The organism is Corynebacterium minutissimum, assembly GCF_016889765.1.
Classification (GTDB): domain Bacteria; phylum Actinomycetota; class Actinomycetes; order Mycobacteriales; family Mycobacteriaceae; genus Corynebacterium; species Corynebacterium minutissimum_B.
Map to the genome: position 1 here is coordinate 2,574,569 of NZ_CP069533.1, position 18,187 is coordinate 2,592,755.

Consider the following 18,187-nt stretch of genomic DNA (forward strand, 5'->3'; position numbering starts at 1 on the left):
CTTACCATGGCCCGCGACGCTCAATACGTGCCGATCCTTCCGTCTTTTGATGGATTCTTTAAGGAAGTCGGTAAAGGCGCGGAAAAGGGCGGCGCGCAGGCCGGTAAGACTTTCGCTGATTCTATGGCGCGTGAAGTCAAAAAGGCGGAAGGCGCGGTAGAAAAGGCGACCCTTCAGGTGGAGCGGGCGCGGGTTCGCCAGGCTAACGCGGCGGATAAGACTACGGTCGCGAGCGCGAAATTGGCCGAGGTCATGGAAAAGGAAAATGCTAAGGCCTCCGAAATTGCTAAGGCCCGCACCGACCTGGCTAAGGCGCAGCGCGATGAAGAATTGAATACTAAGGCGCTGGAAGCCGCTAATGTGAAGCTGCAGCGCGCTCAAACTGACTTAACGAAAAAGACGCAAGAGGCGGAAGATGCTACCGGCGATTTCGCTAAAGCGCAGGCCGCGGCGGGGGATTCCTCCGACGGCCTGATTGCCGGGCTGGATAAGACCAAACTTGCATTCGCCGCGGTGTCCGGTGCGATTGCCGCGGTAGGTGGCGCCCTGTACGGAATCGGAACGACGTTTGATGAGGCGTGGGATACTATCCGTGTTGGTACCGGTGCTTCCGGCGAGGCGCTGGAAGGCCTGAAGGATACCGCGCGGAATGTGGCGGCCGAGGTACCGGCTTCCATTGAGGATATTGGTACCGCCGTGGCGGATATCAATACCCGTCTTGGGCTGACCGGGGAGCCTCTGGAAAAGTTCGCGTCTCAAATGATCCAGCTGGAAAATTTGGGGGTCGATGCCGATATTAACGCCGTTTCCCAGGCCCTGAATGGTTTCGGCGTGGAAGCCGAAAGCATGCCTGATGCCCTCGATGAACTTTTTCAGGTGTCCCAGGCTACGGGGCTGAGCGTTACCGAGCTGTCTAATTCGGCCGTGAAGGCCGGCCCGGCGCTGCGCGAATTCGGTTTCTCCCTCGGCGATTCCGCTGCCCTTGCCGGCCAATTGGATAAGGCCGGTATTAACGCGGATGGCACCATGCAGCGCATGCAGCGCGCTCTGGCTGAGTTTGCTAAGGAAGGCCGTGATGCGCCTTCCGCTTTGATGGAAACGATTGAACAGATTGATGAACTGGTAGCTTCCGGCCAGTCCATCGAGGCTATCGATATGGCTAGCGGTCTTTTCGGTACGCGCGGCGCTGCGCAATTCGTCGACGCGGTTAAGACCGGAACTTTGTCGGTGGATGATTTCATGGCCGCTACGGGCGCTACCGAGGACACGATCCTCGGCGTGGCGGAAGAAACCATGAGCTTCGCGGAACAATGGCAGGTGTTTAAGAACCGTGCCCTGTTGGCGATTGAGCCGGTATCGGAAGCGGTCTTTAATTTGGCGGGCGGCGCTATGGAAACCGCCGCGGATAAGCTTGAAGTCATTGCCGAGTGGATGACCTCTACCCTGATTCCGGCGGTATCCTCATTCGTTGATTGGGTAGACCGCTCCGCGGGTGCTATCGCCGCGGCCGCGGTGCCGGTGGGTATTCTCGCTGGCGCGTATGGCGCCCTGGTGCTGCAGCAAAAGATCGCGACCGCCGGTGGTTTCCTGCAGTGGCTCATGAAGCTTACGGCGGTGGAAAAGGCGCATGCCGCGGTTACTAAGGGTGTTGCCGCGGCGCAGGCTGCGCTGAATACCGTGATGAACGCTAACCCGATTTTCCTTGTGGTGACCGCGGTTACCGCCCTGGTGGCGGGACTTGCCATATTTTTCACTAAGACCGAAACCGGGCGGGAAATTTGGGGGAACTTTACCGACGGTCTAACGGCCGGGTGGGAAAAGTTTACCGGGGTTTTTAAGTCCAGTATCGATTGGATTAGCGATGCGTTTACCGGCCTGAAGGCGCTTATTGTCGATGGTGATTTTACCGGCGCTTTGGCTAGTGCTTTCGGTCTGGAAGAGAACTCCCCGGTGGTTGGCTTCCTCCTCGGCGTGCGTGATGCTTTTATCACGGTGTGGGACGCGGGTAAGGCAGCTTTGGGGTGGATTGCTAACGCCCTGAAAGTTACTTTCGCTGTAGTGGGAACCGCGGCTATCTACCCGTTCATCGCGGGGTGGAATGTGCTTTCAACCGCGATCCAGTTCGCGTGGAGCAATATTTTTAAGCCGGTCTTTAGCGGTATCGGTTCCCTGATTTCCGGCCTGTGGAATAACGTCCTGAAGCCTATCGGCGGTCTGATTAAGTCCGGTTGGGACCTGCTGGTAGGTGCTATCCAGGCCGGTGCGTCTATCGTGACGGATGTTATTTTCCCGGCTATTGGTGCCGCGGCTTCCTGGCTGTGGGACAACGCTCTCGGCCCGTATTTTGATAACATTCGCGCCGGTTTCGACATGCTAGTCAACGGCCTGGTTGCCGGGGCGGAATGGATTCAAAATAGCGTGTGGAATCCAATCGTGGCCGGGGCGACCTGGCTGTGGGATAACGGCCTGCAACCCGTCTTTTCCATGATTGTCGACGGCTGGAACTGGGTCGGTAACGCGCTAGGCGAAATGGGGGAATGGGTACGGATTAACGTTATTGAAGCTTTCGCCGCCGCCGTTTCCTGGCTATGGGAAGAGGGAATCTCCCCGGTACTGGAATGGATTTCTGGTAAGTGGGATTGGATGACCTCGATGCTGAATGACGGTTTCGTCTTTGTGCGCGATACTGTCTTTGCCGGTCTGAAGCTCGCTCTTGATTCTGTTAAGGCAGCGTTCGACGTGGCGGTTGATGGTATCGGTAAGGCGTGGGATATGATTCGGGATCTGACCCGCCGACCTGTGGAATTCGTGGTGAATACCGTGTACAACAACGGTATTCGTAAGGCGTGGAACGCGGTCGGTAAATTGGTCGGTCTGGATGAACTTCCCGAGTATAGATTCTCCACGGGCGGTATCCTCCCGGGCTATACCCCGGGCCGGGACGTGTATGATTTCATCGAACCGAATACCGGTATGCGTATTGGTCTTTCCGGTGGTGAGCCGATCCTCCGCCCGGAGGCCGGCCGCGTGTTGGGTTCTGGTTGGGTTGATGGGATTAACTCCGCTGCCCGAATTGGTGGCGTGAAGGGTGTCCGTGACTTCCTGTACGGTCCCGATTCCGGGAAGCTCGGCGGTTTCGCCGCCGGTGGTGTGGTGGGCTCGATCGTCGATTGGGTACACAAGTACTACCCGATGATGACGATCACCTCTACCTTTAGAAACTCCAACGATAATCACGGGCGTGGCCTGGCGGTGGATTTCTCAAACTCAACGGATTCCACCCCGCAGATGCGCTCGGCGGCACAAAACCTCTTCGATAACTACGGTAAGGGCCTGTTAGAGCTCATTCACTCCCCGTTTAACCACAACGTGAAGAACGGGCAGGATAAGGGCGATGGTTTCGGGTGGTACGGCGCTTCCATCATGAACCAGCACCGTAATCACGTGCACGTGGCCTCTCCGCAGCCCCTCGGCGATCCTAAGACCATGGTCGAGATGGTGTGGGATGGGGCGCAGGCGGTGTTTGCCTCCCTGCGTGACCGCGTGTCCGGCCTGTTTAACCCGATTATTAACGCCGTTAAGGAAAAGGTGGATTCCTTTAAGGCCCCCGGAATCATTGGCGAGCTACCCGGCGCCATGTTTGGTTCCCTGTGGGATGCGGCTAAGGACTTCATTCTGGGTAAGGCGGATGAATCCGATAACTATGGCGGGCCCGGCGGTACTTCGGGAAATGTGGAATCGTGGCGTGAAATGGCTATGGCGGCGATGCGCCGTAACGGATTTAATGCCGATGACCCGGCGCAGGTGAACGCCATGCTGAAGCAAATCATGTCGGAGTCCAGCGGTATCCCGGACCGGGCGCAGGAAATCGTGGATATTAACGGCACTGGTGAATCCGCGGGCCTTGGTCTGCTGCAGATTATCCCGGGAACGTTCGCCGACTTCCGCGATCCTTCCTTGCCGAATGATCGCCGTGACCCGTGGGCTAACATGAACGCCGCTTTGCGCTACTACAAGAGCAAGTATGGAACCGACCTCACAACTATGTGGGGTCATGGCCATGGCTACGCGCTCGGCGGTATTCTCCCGGCGCTGACCAGGCTGTACGACCGGGGCGGCTGGCTGCCTCATGGCGCCATGGCGCTGAATCTGTCCGGCCGGCCGGAGCCGGTGCTTACCGATGAACATTGGGACCGCGTGTCCGAGCTCATTAGGCAGGTTGGCGAAATGGTGCCCCATCTGAAGGCCACCACGGATGTGATTGCCGATATTCTCATCCCGGCTATGCGGGAGCTGGCTGCGGCGTGGACGGGTGAAACCGATGGGGCGCGCGTTCATCTGTCGCGCCTGATTGGTGAAGATAACGCGCGGGCGGCCTCATGGTCCGCGGCGTGGGCTGGAACGGCTTCCGTGAAGGACCTTTTCGATACCTTCACCAAACTGCCCGGTCTGGATACCTACACCCGCGTATTCGCCGGGATTGTGGACGGTCATGATGCGGTGCTGCAAAAGTACGACGAGCATGACAAGGCCCTGAAGAATATCGCCGATAAGGAAGAGGCTTTGGCCGAGGCGCGGAAGGCGCTGAAGGAAGCGGAATCCGGGGCGATTGAGCTGGATAAGAACGATAAGCGCAAGTTAGCCGCCGCTGAAGAAAAGTTGGCTAAGGCCCGAAAAGATGGTAAGCCCGAAAAGATTGCTGAAGCGGAAAAGAAGTTGGCGGAAGTCCGCGAGGATATTGCGGATAAGCAGGCGAATTCGGAAGAAAAGAAGAAGGAGGCTATTAAGGCGGCACAAGAAAAGGTGTTGGCCGCCGAGCTGGATTTGTCTAATGCGCGTGGCGCTGCGGCCGATATTGCTAAGGCCGCCGGGCAGGCGCAGATTGCGCTCGCGATTGAGGTTGCCAACGTCGTCTTTGATGTCATCGATACGCTGATTACCAACTTCACGGCGGCTCGCACCGCGGTGTGGGGCGGCGTTGTTGAAATGATGGGTTCCGTACGTGAACTTACGGAACTCATTGCGAAACAGCGGGAGGCCGTGGTGGGCCTGGCGCTGGACTTCGTTGCTGCGCATATCGATGTTCGGGAAGCAGCCCGCCAGACGCGGTTTACCCAAATCGCCGGGGCGGAAGCAACCCTGAAGGCGGCGCGGGGTGTGGCGGAAGCCCAGGCCGCGTTCGATGAACAACGCCGTAAGGACATGAAGTCCAATATCGGGATGTATACCGATTTGTCGTTGGCTACCGATCGTTGGCGCTGGAATGTGAAGGAAGATACCGACGCGGCGCTGGACAATATGTCTGAATGGTCCGATGAAACCATGGCCGCGTATGAAGCCCTGCAGGCCGCTCATGTCGGTATGCAAATTGAAGAGCTGAAGGCGCAGGAAGCCAATTTGGATGCGGTTCATTCGCAGCATATGGCGGTCCTGGACCTTGCCGATACCTCACGCAATATGCAAAAGGCAATGCAAAAGTTGGCGGTCCTGTCTCGGGAAGCCTTCGGATTTGACCAGGTAGGCGCTACGGTAGGTGAGCGCTACGCGAAATTGGCGCGTGAAAACGCGGAAATTGAAGCGAAAAAGGCGCAGGCCTCGACATGGATGAATCCCGCTAACTGGTTCAACGGCTACTACAAGAACGCTAACCGCCGTCAAGAACAAATCCGAAAGGAAATGGACGAGCTGGCAGCCCGTGATGATTTCCAGGGTGTCGCAATGACCGACAAGGAAATTCGGAAGATGACCGCCGGGGCGGGCTTCATGGGCCTGTTTGGTGGTGCGGGTGATATCGATGACCTGATCAACAATTCTCCGCTCGGCGATGCGGCGCGCTCTCTGGATAAGGTGCAGTGGGAAACCGACCTCATTGATTTGAAGGATTCCCAGAATGAGCTGAGCTCCACTATTGAGCGCGGTACCGCGGAGCTGGCATACCGGAACCAAAAGGGTGAACTAGCTGACCGTATCCGGGCTAAGGAACTGGAGCGCGATTCGCATTCCAATTGGTCCGAATATTGGCGAGCTACTAACGATGAGGTGCGGGCGGCGATTGCCGATATTGCTACCTACCAGGGCGATACGGCTAAGAGCCTGAAGGCTATCGCGGATAAAAAGTCCACCCTTGTGTTCCAAATTCCGGAAGGTAAGGATGCTTTGTCAGTCCGCGAGCTGGAAGAAATTCAGGAGGCGATGCGTAAGCAGAACGCTGATATTGAATTGCGATTGGAAAAGATGGAAAACCCGCGGCTCGGCGGCGCCGCTGTATCTGGAAGGGTGAGGGCATAACGTGTTCTACGAATTGGATCTAGTTTCTCCAACTGGGGAAACTTTCAATTTGATTGCCGATGGTGAGCCCGGCCCTATCGGGGTGGAGTCCGGTACGGTGGAAGGCCTTACCGGCTCCTTCGAGGACCACCCGGTGCAGGCGGTTGGTGTTCCGGGCCAAATCATTGATTTCCGGGACCGCGTGATTACGCCAATGACTGGAAGTCTCGGCGTTGTAGTGCAATCCCCGGAAGATTGGCATGATTTCCGCCGGGCGTGGTCAACGTGGGAGTACTCATGGTTGGTGCTGTCGATTGGTGGGGCGCGGTACCGGTTGGCGGTGCGCCTCCCGGCGGCGTTCAAATTCCCGGCGGCGATTCCGAAATGCGGCGACCGGGTGAAGGTTGATGTGATTGCCGATTCTCCCGGTGTGTGGACGGTGCCGCTATCCGGCGAGGGTACTGTCACAGTGACGAATTACGGTGATGTTCCCATATGGCCAGAAATCGTGTGGGAAGGCGCCGGAGGTGACGTTATCCTGCCTTCCGGCGCTAGTTTCACACTTCCCGCGGTTAATGAGGAGCACCGCGTGCCGTTAGCGCGTAGCAATTCCGGCCGTATCTTCCGCGGCGATGAATACGACCGTATTCTCACCCGGAAGGCCGGGGTAGTAGGCGAAAGCGTGCCCCGGGGTGAAGAACGCGACTTTACCGTTCCCCCGGGGGCGCGCCTGGTATGGGAAATCGGGGTATTCGATCCGTTTGAAAAGGAACTGTGATGAAACTCCCTGATTGGCGGAATCACATTAGGCAGGCTGTAGCAGATGACGGTTTCTGGGTAGGTATCGCCAACGAAAACGGCGAGCCCTTCATGGAAGTACCGCCCTTCGAGTCGCTGAAGTTCCCGCGTAACCGAATGGCGGTATCGGAATTCGAGCTCACCCTGCATGCCCCGGCGGATACCCCGATTAAAGATGAGCTGATTGCCGACGGTATCGGGGTGCAAGATGAGGCCGGCCGCCTGGTGCCGGCTAAAGGCCCGACCCGCATGTTGATTGTGGAAGTTCCGGGGCGGCCGCGCTTGGCCTATTTCATTACACATGCCACGATTTCCGGGGCGGCGGCTCCGGATACGTTGGTGATTAAGGGCGTCGACGCGGTGGATTGTCTAGCCTTTTGGCCGGGGCCGTCTATTCCGCTGGAAGTGCAAAACGCGCGCTTTCAAACTTTCCGGGAAGATGCTTCCGGTATTACGTATAAGACTCCGCGGAAGCTGGCAAGGGCACCTTTCGCCGCCGCGGCAGATGGGTACACCATGCGCGGGCGTGCGCGGAGTGTAATCCGGGATTTCGTCGATGATTCCTTAAAGAGTGTGAACCGCCTTATGGGGTGGGAAGGCGATGAGCACGCCGTGGTGGATTACGGCGGAAGTGCTGATTCCTCGGCGGAAATTTATCTAAGAACATCCGACGATTACGTGCTGGATACTATCGCCGCGCCGCTGAAGAACGCCGGCCTGTATCTACGGGTGGACATGTGGTGGCCGGGAGATGATCCGGTAGTGGTGCGCGGCGGTGGTACGAAATCGTGGCCGCGCCCCATGCTGATTATCCGCATTGATGAAATGAAGGAGGCTACCTAATGGCGCTTCACCCTCTCATTGCCGACGGCGGCGAGGTCACGATCCTGCGCTCCCTGGCCGCGTACTCTTTCGGCGTGTGGAATGTTACGTGGCCTGATTCCATACCGGAGGATGAGCGCCCCTCGGCCGGTGATGACCGGAAGTTTGGGTATTTCGCCGATTTCGACCGCGCCCCGGGCCGTATGGGGCGGCGTTTCGTGCGAAATGATGTGAATATCACGGCGCGGGAATTCAACGATTGGGGTTCCCCGATCCCTGATTCCGGGGTGTCCAATGTGGAGGAAGTACTGGATGCGGCGATTAATAGGACCGCGGGTGAAGCGGTACTAGAGCGGGAAATTGATAACGCGGGCCTCGGCGGCCTGGAGCCCTATGTCGATTTCGATGTGGGCGATATCGTTTCTATTGCTTTCTGGAATAAGGTCTTTTTCCTACCCGTTACTGAAATCGCTTTGGAATCCTCGGTAGGGGCGGCGCGCCGGTATCGGGTGCGGGTGGGTAATTCCCCAATCTTCGATGATGACGCCCGGAATCGGGATAATTCGGAGCTTGCCCGCATGATTGCCGATGAACGGCGCGAGCGGCGGAACAACGAAAGAACCGAGGCTAAACGCCGGCAGGAAGCGCTGGATGAAGAGGCGAAAGCTCGGCGTGAAGCAATGGAAAAGGAGGCGGAAGCTCGGCGTGAAGCGCTGGAAGCGGAAGCCCGGAAGCGTTCTAACGCGCTAGTGGAAGAATCACGGGCTCGTCGTCAAGCCCTTGAGCGGGAGGCGAATAACCGTAATACGGCGATTCAGAACGCGGTTTCGGGGGAGGCGGAAGCGCGTAAAAAAGCGCTGGAATTCACCAATTCAGACGTTGAAAAGGTAGTTCGATTCCTGCGTGGCTATAGCTCGGCCCCGGATGACCTCGTACGCTCTCTGTCCTCCATCAATTCCCAGTTATCTAATCAGGGTAAGAGCTCCACTAATGGTTTAGTGCCGGCGTACTTGAATCTCAATACGGAACTGTGGAAAGCGCAAAAGAAAATAGATGACGCTCAAACCGAGCTAGCTTTGGCGAATCGGCGGGCTATCAACTCCCTAGAATTGTCGCGAAAAATGCATGGTAACGCACTGCGGTGGAATGAAGCGCAGCGCGTGCGTATCTATCACCATGAAGGCCGGGATACGATTATTCACGATGAACTCCTAGAGACCTCGGCCGGCGAGGGCTATTTTGATGTGGTTGCCCGCGGCTCATGGATAGGGCGCGTGAATGTGCAAGTTGAACTGAAGTCCATGATTGGCGGCGATTCCGCCATTGATATGTATACGTTCGAGGTCACGGATACTTCTAAGCGGCGGAAAAGGTTCACGCGTGGTGCGCTGCAGATGAAGGTTAACCGCGCTCACATTCAGATTTCCCCCTATGTGGGTAATGATCCAGCTGAGTATGTTTTTGTTGCCCGTGATAGGAATAGATTCCATTCGTCCGATTATCCGGCCGGCCGGGAAGGCGGAATTATTCATTTCGGCGCCGGACATGTCGGTCTTTTCGCATGGCGAGGTCGCGGTTATCGATTTGATAAACCTGTGTCTTTTAAGGGAACCGAGGGCAAATGGTGGGACGCCTCCGACGTGGGGTCTGTCATTCCGCCGGCGGAATACCGGAACGGCGTTGGCGTGGTGCTCGTGCGGCCCGCGGGGTATAAGGACTACCCCGAGGGTGAAGTGTTTACCTTTACGGAAGGATTCTAAGGAGGCCGGTCATGGCTCGGATTACTGGAACGTTGAAATACGTCACTACCCGCCCGGAAGATGTAAAGCGTGCGTCGGTGCGTGCGCCGCGGGCCCGTGAACATGATGGGGCGGTCATCACAACTTCCACCGATTACGTGGATGTTGTCGATGGAAGGCTGGAATTTGATGCCGCCCCCGGCCCGGTGGTTGTCACCCTTTTAAGGGCCCGCGGCCCGGTGGAAGTCCTCGAGATGATTGTCCCCGAGGGCGGCGGTTCTTTGGCGGCGGCGGTAGGCGCGGCGGAATTGGCGGATTCCGCGACCCGGTCCCAATTGGATCGTCTAGCCTCGGATGCTCTGGAAGCGGTGCGGGAATCTAAGGAGGCAGCTTCCTCGGCTAAAGCCTCGTTAGGGGAATTGAAGGCGCTGGAATCTAACGCCGAGGGGCTGCTGAGCTCGGCGGCGGAAGCGGCGTCGCGGGCGGAAAAAATGGCGGCGTCGACCTCATGGAACAATGATGTTCTGACCGTTAATGGTCAATCTTCCCCGCCGCTTACGGGCCCTAAAGGTGACCGGGGTCCTAAGGGCCCGCCGGGTGATAAAGGCGATCGGGGCGATAAAGGCGATAAGGGCGAGGACGGTGTCGACGGCACCGTAAAGTTCGAGGAACTCACTGAACAACAGCTGGAAGCGCTACGGGGTGCTGCGGGCGTGGTGGTATCGGAAACCGAGCCCGAAAACAAGAACGTGGTGTGGATCGACCCGTCGGGCGAAACTTACCGCCCCATCTCGAATTATGTCGCGGTGCTCTCCGACGAGGAAGCCCTCGCCATGTCCGGGAAGGTGCCGCCGGGAACGTGTGTGCATGTGGTCACAAACGATAATCGCTACTGGGAGGAAGAATAATGCGGATGATGGTGCCTAACGGCAAGGGCGGTTTCGAGGAAATAACGGTGCTGCGCGGCGAGCGTGGTCTGCCGGGGGAACCGGGGAAGCCCGGCCCGCCTGGTACGACTTCGTGGGACGGGATTACCAATAAGCCCAATAAATTCACGCCTGATTCCCATAAGCACTCGATGGCGGATATTAGTGACCTGCCGCCGGTGGAATACAACAACATTGGCGGCTCGATTGTCCGGCGTTTTAATAACGGCGTTATCACGGTGCCGGACCCGGTGACGGGTGATTCTGCAACCCCTAGGCGCTATGTGGATGAGGCGGTGGGGAAGAAATCGGATAGTGATCACACTCATTCTGAGTACGCGAGCCGGGATGATTTGCGGGCCCTTATTCGCCTTGTGGATAGCGCGCCCGCGTCCCCCGAGGACGGCGTGCTTTATGTCATACCGGAATAAGGAGAACAACTATGGCTTTGAAGCTGATTAAACCGGGGCCGGTGACGCAACTGTATGTGTCGGGCCGTGCTGAAGATGAAAAGACTAGTAGCCCGCATCCGGCGACCCCACTACCTGCAGGGTGGTCAATGTGGAGTAGTGATGGGCGCGTCCTGCCCCCGGCTGGGATTTACCGGATTACCGGGATTGGGGCTAATCCGGCCGTGCGGATGAAGGACGGTTGGAACTACCCGCCTAACGGTTCGGTAGTGCGGGTATCCGAGGGGGACGCTATCGTGTCATCCAATATTAAGAACTACACGCTGATTATTGAGCAGCTAGTAGTGGAAACAGCCCCCCCCCCTCGGTCTAAGAAACTTTGCCGCCTCCTGGCTAAGGCGGTGGCAGCATGGCGCTAAAGAAAATTCGGCAAGGCCCGGTGGTGTTTTTCTACAACGGCGAGAAGTGGGAAATCATGGGCGGTACCCCGGACGGCTGGAAGACGTGGGGAATTGGCCGTATTTACCCGCCACCCGGCACCTATTGGCTGGAGCTTACGGAAACCTCAACCGTGGAACTACGCCCCTCCGAAATGGGCGTGAAGATTGCGCAACAAAAAGTAGTAACCATAAAGGAGGGGGACTACCTGCTGTCCATGTACGCGAAAAAGGGCGACGCGCTCATGCTTACCCAGCTGTAGCCCCCGCTGGGGGTGGGCGCTAATGGCGTTGAAGCTTGTACGCGGGCCGCGCTTTATCACCGCCGATTTTAAGGGCGGTAAATGGGTAGTGTCCTCAACCGCGTGGGCATCAGATAGCGGAGATGGTCGGCTGAAGCTAGTCGACGGAAATTTTCTCATTCATGCCCCAGGGGGCGGAGCTATCTACGCAATCGCCCGCTCAGGCGGTACTAATGGCCCCTCCACCTCATTTAATGGTAGTGCGGTGACCGGAAAAAGCTGGATGTGGTACGTCATCTCCAAAACGGATAATGACCAGCCGCTCATAATTTTCAAGCTCGAATAAGGAGAAGACCCGGCGACCACTCTGGGCGTAACTACCGTTCTTTTTCTGAAGAACATCGTGACTCTGTAACTCAACGTGAAGGGATAATTTATGCCTGTGTTTCTTGGTGGTCGGAAGGCGAAAGAGCTGTATTTCGGCGGGCGGAAAATTAAGGAAGCCTGGCTAAACGGCAAGAAAGTGTATTCGTCCGGGCCTCAAAAGTGGAGGCCTGGCGTGACTTACCGTAGAGGTGACCTGGTTACGGCTGATAAGGGGCGAACGTTCCGCTGTATTCAAGACCACTGGTCAGACCTAGACACTCGACCGTGGACTGGCATTGCGGAATCTGGCTTTTGGAAGTTGGTGCAATAAGTCCCGTCCCTCGGCCCCCGATTAAAACGACGTCGGCGGTGGATGGAACCAGTACGAGTACTGGAAGCAGATTGGGTATGCTGCCGATTTTGATTTCTAAGGAGGTGCATGATGCAGGTTATTGATTTTTCGGCCGGGGTTCCCTCTGGCCGGTCTGTGAAGGCCGCGGGGTACGGCGGGGCGGTGCGCTATATTTCACCACCTCGCGATCCGTGGATGAAGGGGAAGATGATTAGCCGCGCCGAGGTGGCGGATTACGAGGCCGCCGGCCTGGAGCAGGCTTTCGTGTGGCAATACGGCGGGGCTAGCAATCCGGATTCCATGCGCGGCTACGCCGGCGGGAAGAAGGACGCGGAATCTGCTAAGGCAGCTTTGGACACCCTCGGCCGTTCCGGGTGGCCGGTGTTTTTCGCCGTCGATTTCGATATCTCCCTTTCTCAGTGGAATTCGACCGCGGTGGAATACTTCCGCGCCGCCGTTGATGTGCTCGGCCGGAGCCGGGTAGGTATCTACGGTCATTCCCGCGTGATTGCGTGGGCGGCGGAAGATGGGGTAGTCGCCGACCTCGGAGGCGGGAAAGTCCTCGGCTGGCAGACCCCCGCGTGGTCTCAGGGTGCGCGCGCCCCGGAAGCTGTGCTGTACCAGGGAGTTGCGAACACCCCGGGGCCCGACGGGGTGAAGATTGATATTAACGACGTGCTGCATGATTATTGGGGCCAGGCCCCGGCTTCCTCCGCCCGGCGCGGGAAGTCGGTTCCGCGGGCGGTGGTCCGCGTCGACGAGGAAGTGTGGCTAAATAAGCACTTCAACCGGGGGCGTGGTGGCCAAAAAATTCGGCGTATCACCCGCCACCATATGGGCGGGATTGGTAATGCCCATGATTGCTATAGGTGGTGGCAATCCAGGCGGGCCTCGGCGCACTTCGCGGTACAGGGGAACCACGTAGGGCAGCTAGTACGGGTGGAGGATACCGCGTGGGGGAACAATGATTCCTCTAACGCTTCCTCCATCATCATCGAACATTCTAATTCAGGCGGGCCCGAGCAGGATTGGCCTATTGCGGAAGCAACGATTAAGCGCGGTGCGCAGTTGGCGGCGGAATTGTGCGCGGTGCATGGGCTCGGCCGCCCTGAATACGGGGTGAACATTGATGATCACCGTGATCATTCGGCGACCGCGTGCCCCTATCACCTGGCTAGCGGCGAAAAATATCACCAGCTGTGGATGAATGAAGCCCAGCGCTGGTACGACCTGATTACTCAACCACAGGAGGATTCCTTCATGCCCGCCTTGAACGATAATGATCAGCGTGAGCTGCTGCGATTGGTGAAAAAGCTCAGTCATGAAATTTCCGATCCGTTTGATTCCCGATACGATTTGGAACGGCTGCGCCGGGGTGAAATCGGGGAGGGCGAGGTCTTTTCCGATACGGCGATTGGCTACGCCCTCGAGGCGGATCGGAAGCTGGAAGATATGCACGCGAACATGTTGCCGTTCATCGCTGATACGCTTTCGGATATTTCGGTTGCGTTGCGAAAAATTGTTTCCCTGCAGGAAACGATGAACGTGAAGGTGGGGGGACGTCATGAATAATCGTGATGCGATTTCAACGGCGGTGGCCTCTGTGCTGGCTCGGCAGTCCTTCGTGCTGCAGCGTAAGGAAACATTCATCACGGTGGCGGTGGCCGTGGTGTGGGTAGGGTCGACGCTGATAGAGCAGCTTACCTCCGCGCCTGATTGGTTCGCCGTGGTGGTGGGCTGTGTTACCAGCCTAGCGGCGGCCCTTGTGATTGCTCTTACTAAGGGTGGAATCCCGCCTTCCGCGCTTCCCCGTATTCTGGATTCCTACGACATGGAAGTCGGCAAAACTGTGGATGTTGCGCCCGGCGCGGTGGAGGAGGTTGGCGCCCCGGACGCGGAGCCCGTTCCCGCGGCTAGTATCCTCCCGCCCGATTCCTCCCGGCCCCCTCGGCATGCTGCCGCCGAGCGCCGGTTTAGCCTGTACGGATAAACGGGGCGGGTGGAAGAATGAACCGAAATTGGATTAGCTCGGACGCCGTTGGGGTTTTCATTATCGGTATGGCGGCGCTCATGCGCGGGATTTCGTACATGCCATTCATGGTGAATCAGGAACGCTCCCCAGCTCATTTGCTTGAACATATCGCGCCGCCGACGATGTGGGCGTGGCCCTGGTTGATAAGTGGCGTGCTGTGCCTGGCGGCGATTATTTACCCGCGGCTTACCCCGCCCGCGGTGGGGGCGGGAATCGGTCTGCACTTCCTGTGGTCCGTGTCCTTCCTTGCCATGGGAGGCCGCGGTTGGGTTACCTCAATCGGTTACGGGGCGGTGACCGCGCTTGCCTTGTGGGCGTTTTCGCGCGGCCGTCTGCAATACTCCGCGGAGGTCCCGGTCCTTAAGGGGGATTGATGCATATGGACGGCGAGCTTACGGGCCTGATTGGTACGGTGGCGGCCGCGGTGCTCGGCGTGATTGGTGCGCGATTAACCGCGCGGGCTAGCGTAGATGCGAAAAAGGTGGAAGCCGCTGCCCCTGATTGGGATTCGTTCACGGATAAAATCATGCAGCGGTTGGATTCCCAGCAGAATGAAATTGATGCTTTGCGGTCGCGGGTGGAAACGCTGCAGTCTACGGTTGAAGCGACTCGGCGGAAGTATTGGGCGGCGATTGGTGGTTTGCGGCGTATCGCGCGGAATTCGGAGGACGTGCTGAGGATTGCGCGTCTCCCCCCGGATGTTCACGATGACGTGGTGAACGGCTAGAGCCCCCGGTGGTGGCGGGCTGTATCTCGCTAGGCAGCTATTGTATTTTTTGGCCCCGTTTCCCGGTTAGGCTCCCCGGGTGGCGGGGCCGCTTTTTCGCGTTTTAGGGTAGGAAAGAAAAAATCCCCGCTAACGCGGGGAGAGTTTGAGCTACAGCGCAATGGGTGAACATCGGCAACGGCTCACCCCCGCTAACGCGGGGACGCCTTGTAGTTTAACGGGTGGTTACTTTTTGCGCAACCCGAGGGTTAAAGCGCGTGGCGCTCGATGATTTCCCAGAGGTCCGCGCCTTCCTTGATGCGGAAGCCGGAGCGGTTGACGTTGATTTCGCCTTTTGCGTTGTGTTCGTCGTGCCAGCCGATCATTTCGTCGGCAATGGCGTCGGTGTCGAATTCGTTGGCGTACTCACCGAGGGGTTCGATGATTTCACGCTTAATGGCTTCATCGCGGCGGCTGTACAGGGTCATTTCGGGTTCCTTTCTCCCGGTCTCTTTTGCTTACGTGTTCATTATAGCCCATGAAACCTAAATGTGTCAACTGGAGATTACGGAAAAATCCCTAATTTTGGATAGCGATCGGGTTCCGCGTGTAAAGCCCCTGAAGGCTGTACCCATGTTCCAAAAGGTAACTGTAAATATCCCGCTCCTGGTGCTCAAACTCATAATCGCCCGCGGCCATCGCGCGGGAAGCCTCGATATGCGGGATGAAGATCGTCTTAACGTGAGTTCCGTAATCGTCGCTATATAAGAGATGAATACCGTCTTTCATGAATGCAACGTCAAAAGTCATTACTTGCCTTCCTTAAGTACTGCATGAATGTACGGGCGGGCCAGGCCCGTTATCCGGGCGACCTCGGACTTCATCATTCCCGCCTCAACCGCCGCCCGTATCTCTGCGTGCCATTCATCGCGCGCCCGCTCGACCGCTTCCTGTGCAAGCTTGTACCGCATGCCGGCGAGGTCTAACTTCCGTCGCATTCCATCGCGGTCCATCGTTTCCCGTCGCATGCGCCGCAGCTCTGTGCTATCCGGATCGGTGAGGAAGTCCGCGGGCGGGTAGATAATGAACTCTTGTACGTACCGCTGGAAATCGCGGCCTTCCTCCCGCGCCCGGGCGGCGAGTTTCCTCATGAGCTCTGCCCCGGTGGCGTGCGATATGGCTATTTTTACTACCCCGTTGCTGGTGGTCGCTGTCCACCTATCCGGGGCGCGATCTGGATCCATTGCCAAAATATGACCCGGAAGCGGAGGGGTGATCCCGCAGTAGGCGGATAGTAGGGAGGCGAGCTCTTCGCGGGTGATTACCTGATTCATCGTTTCTCCATTCTTTCGGCAAATTCCTGTGCGGCTTCCTCGGCCTTATTGAATAGTTCCTCAACCGTGTCCGCGTCGAGGTGATCTTGAAGAATTGCCCGTAAGTACCCGAGGGTAAAAGCGTCGGTATTCATGGCGGTTCCTTAGCTGTAGATTTCGGCGGTGATTTCCTCGGCCACTTCGGCGGCCTCTTGTGCGCCGCGGGCGAGGTTGCGTAGAAATTCGGCGGTGCAGTCTAAGTTTTCTTCGTTGATGCGGTGGTCGGTCTTTACGTAGGTATCGAGGAAGGTTTCGAGCGCGGTGCGGAATTCGTCGGCGGCGCGGGTGTTGGTGTTGGGGATGTTGGCGAATACGAAATCTGTAAGTTCGGCGGTCTCTGCGTGGTGCATGGTGGGTCCTTAGGCGGGGTTGATTTGGTGGATAGAAATGATGGCGGCGGCTCCGAAATGTTCACCTTCGCGAACGTATGCCCATGATTCGCCGCAGTCTGCGAGGTCTTCGCCGTTTACTTCGATTAGGGCGCCAGCGGGGACCTGGACCGTCTCGTTGTCGTTGGTAAAGGTGGCTTCCTCGGCAAGGTGTCCGTAAAGAATCATTTTTCTTTCCTCTCTCTTTTGCTTACATGTCTATTCTAATCCATGGGCGCTAAATGTGTCAACTCTACATTACGGAAAGATTGGGGAGTGTGGTGAACGTCTCATTAGCGCTCTGCTGGACTATCCCCGGGCGTTCATGGCGGTGCAGGATCCCACATGGATCCCACTTCCCGGCTGTCATACGTGGCGTTGCTGGCATTCCTGGCACTAGTGGCACAACTCTGACCAGCGCGTATTCGGTTCCCGCTGGTAGGCGTTTCGTGCTGAACTTATGAGCTGGGTCAAAAACCCATTGGACGCTACTGCCTAAGGACGAGTCAACCTCTGGTTGATGACACCCTGCCACCCCTGGTGCTGATGACTTTTAACAGCCAAGCACGAGGGGCGGTACGAATGTTTTATTGATGTGCTCCTTGAAGGCCCTGCTCCAGAGTGTCTCGTTTGCCTCTTGAACTCAAGAGGGTGTTGATTAAGGGTGCGGACGCAGCCAAGCCCGCCATCCCGCAACCGACAATCGATTCCGGAGGCTCGAGTAAAAATAGAAACAGCGGGATTGAAACGAAAGCCGCGACAATAAGTCCTACCGCAGTCCATAATCGAACTTTGGATTCGTAGATCGCATAGAGGAAAGAAGATTCGGTTAACTTCCGATCAAGGACCATGTCTTCGTGGGCATCATCCATGATTCGGTCTCCGGATCCCGGGGAAATGTCATTGTGCTGCTTGATAATAGCAGGCAAGGGCGTGGGTCCCTCGTGCGTAAAAACAGCGAAGGGATCTTGTCCGATCTGGACTCTTCCTAAACCAGGGAGCGAATCGCTATTTGTCTGCGGATCGTTGATGCTGTCTTCCGATATGCGCGAGTTCTGCGGGTCTGGTTGCGAAGACGCGCCTGGTTGGCGGCTGAGCTCACTCTTTCTGATTGAGACATGTGGATCTTTCCCATGTCGCTGAGTGCCGTCCGAAGATTCATGGTTCATATCCTAACTTTGCTTCCTGTGCTTTGCGAGTAGTCGAGGTCGAGGCATTGTTGTTTCATCGTTCTTACTCTGCAAGTTTCGATGTAGAGGGGAGGGCCAGTTTCTCGACTACCGGGGCAGGTTCATCGAGATGACTCGCTCCTCAATGGTGATGAAATCAGAAGGCTTGGACATGGGGGC

20 protein-coding genes are annotated in these 18,187 nt (G+C 57.2%); 13 read left to right on the forward strand and 7 right to left on the reverse strand.

The genetic code is table 11. The annotated features are described in order from the left end of the window. Positions 1-6 precede the first annotated feature (6 nt). The 13 genes from I6J26_RS12145 to I6J26_RS12200 all read left to right on the forward strand — a co-directional run bounded on the left by I6J26_RS12145 (position 7) and on the right by I6J26_RS12200 (position 15,118). Positions 7-6,288 (forward strand): phage tail tape measure protein, encoded by a 6,282-nt coding sequence (locus I6J26_RS12145; RefSeq protein WP_115021850.1) that lies wholly within the window; start codon positions 7-9, stop codon positions 6,286-6,288. Between the two features lie 49 nt (positions 6,289-6,337). After that, positions 6,338-7,045, forward strand: coding sequence for a hypothetical protein (locus I6J26_RS12150; protein ID WP_147279332.1), 708 nt, complete (start codon positions 6,338-6,340; stop codon positions 7,043-7,045). Continuing rightward, positions 7,045-7,908 carry a hypothetical protein gene (locus I6J26_RS12155; protein ID WP_115021854.1) on the forward strand — a complete coding sequence of 288 codons (864 nt, stop codon included), beginning with the start codon at positions 7,045-7,047 and terminating at the stop codon, positions 7,906-7,908. The genes I6J26_RS12150 and I6J26_RS12155 overlap by 1 nt, the downstream gene beginning before the upstream one ends. After that, complete coding sequence (locus tag I6J26_RS12160; protein ID WP_115021856.1) at positions 7,908-9,647, forward strand: hypothetical protein; 1,740 nt, start codon at positions 7,908-7,910, stop codon at positions 9,645-9,647. The genes I6J26_RS12155 and I6J26_RS12160 overlap by 1 nt, the downstream gene beginning before the upstream one ends. Positions 9,648-9,658: 11 nt before the next feature. After that, positions 9,659-10,534: a collagen-like triple helix repeat-containing protein gene (locus tag I6J26_RS12165; protein ID WP_115021858.1), complete on the forward strand. Its 876-nt coding sequence runs from the start codon at positions 9,659-9,661 to the stop codon at positions 10,532-10,534. Between the two features lie 5 nt (positions 10,535-10,539). Then, positions 10,540-10,983, forward strand: coding sequence for a hypothetical protein (locus tag I6J26_RS12170; protein WP_147279333.1), 444 nt, complete (start codon positions 10,540-10,542; stop codon positions 10,981-10,983). A gap of 388 nt (positions 10,984-11,371) precedes the next feature. Then, entirely contained in the window at positions 11,372-11,662 is a 291-nt protein-coding gene (locus tag I6J26_RS12175; protein WP_115021863.1) for a hypothetical protein, read from the forward strand. A gap of 22 nt (positions 11,663-11,684) precedes the next feature. Continuing rightward, on the forward strand, positions 11,685-11,987 hold the full coding sequence (locus I6J26_RS12180) for a hypothetical protein (protein ID WP_115021865.1): 303 nt from the start codon (positions 11,685-11,687) through the stop codon (positions 11,985-11,987). Positions 11,988-12,077: 90 nt separating this feature from the next. Then, complete coding sequence (locus I6J26_RS13020; protein ID WP_115021867.1) at positions 12,078-12,338, forward strand: carbohydrate-binding protein; 261 nt, start codon at positions 12,078-12,080, stop codon at positions 12,336-12,338. A gap of 108 nt (positions 12,339-12,446) precedes the next feature. Further along, complete coding sequence (locus tag I6J26_RS12185) at positions 12,447-13,931, forward strand: glycoside hydrolase domain-containing protein (RefSeq protein WP_115021869.1); 1,485 nt, start codon at positions 12,447-12,449, stop codon at positions 13,929-13,931. Next, positions 13,924-14,349: a hypothetical protein gene (locus I6J26_RS12190; RefSeq protein ID WP_115021871.1), complete on the forward strand. Its 426-nt coding sequence runs from the start codon at positions 13,924-13,926 to the stop codon at positions 14,347-14,349. The genes I6J26_RS12185 and I6J26_RS12190 overlap by 8 nt, the downstream gene beginning before the upstream one ends. A gap of 17 nt (positions 14,350-14,366) precedes the next feature. Then, positions 14,367-14,765: a hypothetical protein gene (locus tag I6J26_RS12195; RefSeq protein WP_115021874.1), complete on the forward strand. Its 399-nt coding sequence runs from the start codon at positions 14,367-14,369 to the stop codon at positions 14,763-14,765. 5 nt (positions 14,766-14,770) lie between these two features. Continuing rightward, positions 14,771-15,118, forward strand: a complete 348-nt coding sequence (locus tag I6J26_RS12200; protein WP_204084465.1) for a hypothetical protein — start codon at positions 14,771-14,773, stop codon at positions 15,116-15,118. Positions 15,119-15,366: 248 nt separating this feature from the next. On the opposite strand, the gene I6J26_RS12205 is transcribed toward I6J26_RS12200, so the two are convergent. From I6J26_RS12205 to I6J26_RS12235, 7 genes are all read right to left on the reverse strand, one after another. Beyond that, positions 15,367-15,585 carry a hypothetical protein gene (locus I6J26_RS12205; protein WP_115021877.1) on the reverse strand — a complete coding sequence of 73 codons (219 nt, stop codon included), beginning with the start codon at positions 15,583-15,585 and terminating at the stop codon, positions 15,367-15,369. A gap of 91 nt (positions 15,586-15,676) precedes the next feature. After that, complete coding sequence (locus I6J26_RS12210; protein WP_115021879.1) at positions 15,677-15,907, reverse strand: hypothetical protein; 231 nt, start codon at positions 15,905-15,907, stop codon at positions 15,677-15,679. Continuing rightward, on the reverse strand, positions 15,907-16,431 hold the full coding sequence (locus tag I6J26_RS12215) for a hypothetical protein (RefSeq protein ID WP_115021882.1): 525 nt from the start codon (positions 16,429-16,431) through the stop codon (positions 15,907-15,909). Before I6J26_RS12215 ends, I6J26_RS12210 begins: the two co-directional genes overlap by 1 nt. Beyond that, positions 16,428-16,565, reverse strand: a complete 138-nt coding sequence (locus I6J26_RS12220) for a hypothetical protein (protein ID WP_181815363.1) — start codon at positions 16,563-16,565, stop codon at positions 16,428-16,430. Before I6J26_RS12220 ends, I6J26_RS12215 begins: the two co-directional genes overlap by 4 nt. 9 nt (positions 16,566-16,574) lie before the next feature. Further along, positions 16,575-16,820, reverse strand: a complete 246-nt coding sequence (locus I6J26_RS12225) for a hypothetical protein (protein WP_115021884.1) — start codon at positions 16,818-16,820, stop codon at positions 16,575-16,577. A 9-nt stretch (positions 16,821-16,829) separates the two neighbouring features. Beyond that, the gene (locus I6J26_RS12230) at positions 16,830-17,027 is read right to left on the reverse strand and encodes a hypothetical protein (protein WP_115021886.1); all 198 of its coding nucleotides are present in this window, start codon (positions 17,025-17,027) and stop codon (positions 16,830-16,832) included. Positions 17,028-17,425: 398 nt separating this feature from the next. Continuing rightward, complete coding sequence (locus I6J26_RS12235) at positions 17,426-18,007, reverse strand: hypothetical protein (protein ID WP_181815364.1); 582 nt, start codon at positions 18,005-18,007, stop codon at positions 17,426-17,428. Between the last annotated feature and the right edge of the window lie 180 nt (positions 18,008-18,187).

Bases quoted from the DNA above. Each gene is read 5' to 3' on its own strand.
- I6J26_RS12225 (WP_115021884.1), bottom strand. From the start codon at position 16,820: ATGCACCACGCAGAGACCGCCGAACTTACAGATTTCGTATTCGCCAAC.
- I6J26_RS12165 (WP_115021858.1), top strand. From the start codon at position 9,659: ATGGCTCGGATTACTGGAACGTTGAAATACGTCACTACCCGCCCGGAA.
- I6J26_RS12235 (WP_181815364.1), bottom strand. From the start codon at position 18,007: ATGAACCATGAATCTTCGGACGGCACTCAGCGACATGGGAAAGATCCA.
- I6J26_RS12220 (WP_181815363.1), bottom strand. From the start codon at position 16,565: ATGAATACCGACGCTTTTACCCTCGGGTACTTACGGGCAATTCTTCAA.
- I6J26_RS13020 (WP_115021867.1), top strand. From the start codon at position 12,078: ATGCCTGTGTTTCTTGGTGGTCGGAAGGCGAAAGAGCTGTATTTCGGC.
- I6J26_RS12180 (WP_115021865.1), top strand. From the start codon at position 11,685: ATGGCGTTGAAGCTTGTACGCGGGCCGCGCTTTATCACCGCCGATTTT.
- I6J26_RS12190 (WP_115021871.1), top strand. From the start codon at position 13,924: ATGAATAATCGTGATGCGATTTCAACGGCGGTGGCCTCTGTGCTGGCT.
- I6J26_RS12210 (WP_115021879.1), bottom strand. From the start codon at position 15,907: ATGACTTTTGACGTTGCATTCATGAAAGACGGTATTCATCTCTTATAT.
- I6J26_RS12205 (WP_115021877.1), bottom strand. From the start codon at position 15,585: ATGACCCTGTACAGCCGCCGCGATGAAGCCATTAAGCGTGAAATCATC.
- I6J26_RS12160 (WP_115021856.1), top strand. From the start codon at position 7,908: ATGGCGCTTCACCCTCTCATTGCCGACGGCGGCGAGGTCACGATCCTG.
- I6J26_RS12215 (WP_115021882.1), bottom strand. From the start codon at position 16,431: ATGAATCAGGTAATCACCCGCGAAGAGCTCGCCTCCCTACTATCCGCC.
- I6J26_RS12195 (WP_115021874.1), top strand. From the start codon at position 14,367: ATGAACCGAAATTGGATTAGCTCGGACGCCGTTGGGGTTTTCATTATC.
- I6J26_RS12230 (WP_115021886.1), bottom strand. From the start codon at position 17,027: ATGATTCTTTACGGACACCTTGCCGAGGAAGCCACCTTTACCAACGAC.
- I6J26_RS12175 (WP_115021863.1), top strand. From the start codon at position 11,372: ATGGCGCTAAAGAAAATTCGGCAAGGCCCGGTGGTGTTTTTCTACAAC.
- I6J26_RS12170 (WP_147279333.1), top strand. From the start codon at position 10,540: ATGATGGTGCCTAACGGCAAGGGCGGTTTCGAGGAAATAACGGTGCTG.
- I6J26_RS12145 (WP_115021850.1), top strand. From the start codon at position 7: ATGGCCCGCGACGCTCAATACGTGCCGATCCTTCCGTCTTTTGATGGA.
- I6J26_RS12155 (WP_115021854.1), top strand. From the start codon at position 7,045: ATGAAACTCCCTGATTGGCGGAATCACATTAGGCAGGCTGTAGCAGAT.
- I6J26_RS12185 (WP_115021869.1), top strand. From the start codon at position 12,447: ATGATGCAGGTTATTGATTTTTCGGCCGGGGTTCCCTCTGGCCGGTCT.
- I6J26_RS12200 (WP_204084465.1), top strand. From the start codon at position 14,771: ATGGACGGCGAGCTTACGGGCCTGATTGGTACGGTGGCGGCCGCGGTG.